This window comes from Streptomyces sp. NPDC056503 (genome assembly GCF_042794995.1).
Lineage (GTDB): Bacteria > Actinomycetota > Actinomycetes > Streptomycetales > Streptomycetaceae > Streptomyces.
Map to the genome: position 1 here is coordinate 1 of NZ_JBHTST010000255.1, position 3,585 is coordinate 3,585.

Sequence of the window (3,585 nt, forward strand, 5' to 3'; positions counted from 1 at the left end):
GCCTCGTGGGGGCCCGGGCCGGACGGCGCCGCCGCGGCCGGGTGGGCCGGGTGCGGGCGGCGGGCGGGATGGGTGGGGGTCCCGGTGGTCAGGACTCCCGGGTGCGGCGCGCCGTCGCGCGGCGGCGGAGGGCCGCGGCGGCGGTCAGGGCCAGGGCCGTCACGGCTCCGAAGGCGGCGACCGTGGAGGCGGCGGTGGCCGCGGCGGGCTGGTGACGGGGACCGCCCGCCGCCGTGCCCGCGGCGGGCGCGGCGGGACCGGCGGCGGGCGCGGCGGCGGACCCGGTGCCGGCGGCGGTACCCGTACCGGCGGCCTCGGGGGCGTAGCCGCCCGCCGCGCCCTTGCGGGCGTACGGGGAGCCGGGGAGCTTGTCGGCGTACGCGCGCGTGACCCGGTCGCGGTAGGCGGCGAGGGTCGTGCCGTTCCGGCCCACGGCCTTGACCGCGTCCTCGTCCAGCGGCAGCACCTTCGCCCCCTTCTGGACGTACCAGGCGTCGATCTGCGGTTCGCGGAAGACGAGGCCGCCGGGGAGCTTCCCGGCCCCTTCGCGCGCGTACCGGATCTCGTCGTCGCCGGTGGCGATGTTCACCACCCGCCAGCCGTCGGAACCGCGCACCGTCCACAGGGACGCCCTCTGTCCGTCGGCGGCGACGGCGAGGCTGGCCCGGAACTCCTCGCGGGCCACGGGCGCGCCCGCCTTCCCGGCGACGAAGTCCGCGGAGAGGATCCGTACCGGGACGGACGCGCCGGATATCCGGGGCTCCGCGTCGGTACGGGCGAGCGCCCCGTCACGGGCGAAGAAGCGGCCGAGCGTGGCCAGGGTCTCGGGCGCGGCGGCGGCCCGCTCGGCGGTCGGCGCGGCCGGCGGCGGCCCTCCGGGGCCCGCGGCGGCGGCCGGGGCGGTGGCGCCGAGGGCGAGGAGCGCGGCGGCGGCTCCGGTCAGGAGTCCGGTGGTGGTCATGATCATGCCCCGATCCGGTAGAGCGAGTGGGTCCAGGAGAAGGACCCGTTGTCGACGTACCACGCGTGGGAGGCCCAGTTGTAGCGGTTGCTGGAAGGCCACGGGTCGCCCCAGTAGACCCAGCTGTTCGCGTCGTCGTATCCGTACAGCACGTGCATGTGGCCGCCGCCGCTCGACCACTGGATGCGGGTCTCGACGGGCCGGTCGGCGTTGATCTCGGTCTGGACGGTGGAGTAGCGGAGCCAGCCGTCGACGTAGGAGCCGGGGTTGACGCCCGCCCAGGAGAGCCCGGTCTGGACGTTGCCGAGGGTGGCCTGCCAGTTCGGGCAGTCGTACCCCTGCTGGCGCTGGAAGGCGGCGTTGCAGAACTGGTTCTGGCTGTAGCCGCGGCCGAACCAGGTCGCGATGGTGTTCCCGCCGGCCGCCCAGCACCAGTTGGTCTTCTGCTGGGCCTGCATGGTGATGTTCAGGCGCTTGGCACCGAGGGCGGCGGCGGTGGTCTCGGCGGGTACGGGGGCCGGCGCGGCGGACGCCGAGGCCGCGGTGGGGACGAGGAGCAGCGCGGCGGCGGCGAACGCCACGAGGCTCCGCTTCCCGTTCCGGAGTCGTCTGCGCATGGGGTTCCTCCCAGTGCGGGGGGTGGGGATGGGTGGGGGGTGGAGAGGTGTGGGGGGTGGAGGTGGCGTCCGGACACCGCTTGGAGCATCGGTCGTTGTCGGGAGCGGGTCAACACGCTTCAATGCGGGGTGACATCGGGCTGTGAACGGTGTGGCGCGGGTGTGAACGCGCGCCCGCCGCCCACCTGCCCGCCCGCCGTCCGGGCCCCGGCGACCCGCGCCGGGGGCGTGAACGTTCACCGAGGAGCCCGTGTGAGCCACACCGAGGCCGATCTGGTGCAGCTGCTGCACACCGGCCCCTTCCACCTGGCGCTGCGCACCGCGCTGGCCGTGCGCGGACTGCCGCTCCAGCGGGTCCAGCACCATCTCGCGCACCGGGGCGTCAAGGTCGGCGTGACCTCGCTGAGCTACTGGCAGCAGGGCGCGCGCCGCCCGCAGCGGCCGGAGTCGCTGAAGGCGGTCCGGGCGCTGGAGGAGGTGCTCCAGCTGCCGGACAACTCGCTGCTGCGGCTGCTGACCGGGGACGCGGCGGCCCGGGAGGGGGTGGAGCGGCCGGCGGCCCGCTCGTACCGTTCGCTGATGGAGGCCTCGGGCGCGGTGGAGGAGCTCTTCGCGGAGCTGGAGTCACCGGCGGACGGCGGGCTGCACACGGTCGGCCACCACGAGCGGGTGCGGATCGGTCCCGGCCGGGAGCTGGCCGGCCGCGAGTCGCAGCACGTGGTGCGGGCGCACCGGGACGGCGTCGACCGCTACCTCGCCCTCCACCACGGCGACCCGGGGTGCGACCCGGCGCGGGTGCGGGTGCGATCGGTGGAGAACTGCCGCACCGGGCGGGTGCGCTGGCACGCGGAGACGGGCGTGGTCGTCGCCGAGCTGCTCTTCGACGCGCGGCTGCGGGCCGGTGAGACGCACCTGTTCTCGTACGGCTTCGAGGACGGGACGGCCGGCCCGAGCGGCGAGTACCTGCGCGGCTTCACCTTCGCGGGCGGCCAGTACGTGCTCCAGGTCTCCTTCGACGAGGCGGCGCTGCCGGTACGGTGCCGGCGCTTCGCCCAGGCGTCGGCGGGCGCTCCGCGCGGCGGCCGCACGGAGCTGACGCTCGGCGGCCGGCACCGCACGGTCCACCTGGTGGAGCAGGGGGTGCGTCCCGGGATCCTGGGGATCGACTGGGACTGGGACTGAGGGTCCCGGACCGGGCGCCGGGACGGGACCGGGCGTCCCCGTCCGGGCGCCGGGACGGGGGCCCGGTGTCCTCGTCCGGGCGGTTCAGGCGGAGGGCGCGGCCTTCGGTCCGGCGACGAGCTCGCCGTCCTCGACGCGGATCTCGACGGCGGGCAGCGGGACGGTGGCGGGGCCCTGGAGGGCCTTGCCGGTGGTGACGTCGAAGCGGCTGCCGTGGCAGGGGCAGTTGCCCTCGTTGTCCTCGATCTTGTCGAGGACGCAGCCGGCGTGAGTGCACTGGGCGCTGAAGGCCTTGTACTGGCCCTTGGCGGGGCAGCTCACCAGGATCCGCTGCTCGCGGAAGAGCTTGGCGCCGCCGACGGGGACCTCGTCGGGCGAGCCGAGGGCGACCGGCGCGGTCGGCGTCGGGACCCCGGCGTGGCCGAGCTTGGACTCGGTGGAGCAGGCGGCGACTCCCAGCCCGGCGGCACCGGCGAGAGCGGCACCCTTCAGGACGGTGCGGCGGGTGGACTGGCCGGACATGATCGCTCTCCACGGGGGCGGGGGACGGTGGTCTGCCCCGACGATACCCGCGCCGTTTGATGCGGTTTCGGCTGGGCCCACGGCACCGGGACACGCGCACCGGGCGCGTACCGGCCTCGCGCCGGACGCGGGAGACGGGCCCGTGGCGGGCACGGGAGACGGACTCGCGCCGGACGCGGGAGACGGGCCCGTGGCGGGGGCCGCGCGGACCCGGCGGGGGCGACGACCCCACCGGCGTGAACCGGCGGGGCGCCGTGGGCCGTGCCGGCGCGACCGCCGGGTCGTCCGGGACCTCTCGGATCC

At 76.4% G+C, this 3,585-nt stretch carries 4 protein-coding genes; 1 reads left to right on the top strand and 3 read right to left on the bottom strand.

Annotated elements, in window-relative coordinates; genetic code table 11:
* Positions 1-88 precede the first annotated feature (88 nt).
* Together ACFQ8C_RS36735 and ACFQ8C_RS36740 are read right to left on the bottom strand one after the other, a co-directional pair.
* Positions 89-961: a hypothetical protein gene (locus tag ACFQ8C_RS36735; RefSeq protein ID WP_383466274.1), complete on the bottom strand. Its 873-nt coding sequence runs from the start codon at positions 959-961 to the stop codon at positions 89-91.
* 2 nt (positions 962-963) lie between these two features.
* Positions 964-1,578, bottom strand: coding sequence for a papain-like cysteine protease family protein (locus tag ACFQ8C_RS36740; RefSeq protein ID WP_383466269.1), 615 nt, complete (start codon positions 1,576-1,578; stop codon positions 964-966).
* A 252-nt stretch (positions 1,579-1,830) separates the two neighbouring features.
* On the opposite strand from ACFQ8C_RS36740, the gene ACFQ8C_RS36745 reads away from it, so the two are divergent.
* Positions 1,831-2,760 carry a hypothetical protein gene (locus ACFQ8C_RS36745; protein ID WP_383466271.1) on the top strand — a complete coding sequence of 310 codons (930 nt, stop codon included), beginning with the start codon at positions 1,831-1,833 and terminating at the stop codon, positions 2,758-2,760.
* 84 nt (positions 2,761-2,844) lie between these two features.
* Here the strand turns inward: ACFQ8C_RS36745 and ACFQ8C_RS36750 are convergent, their stop codons facing one another.
* Positions 2,845-3,282, bottom strand: a complete 438-nt coding sequence (locus ACFQ8C_RS36750) for a Rieske (2Fe-2S) protein (protein ID WP_383466273.1) — start codon at positions 3,280-3,282, stop codon at positions 2,845-2,847.
* Positions 3,283-3,585 lie beyond the last annotated feature (303 nt).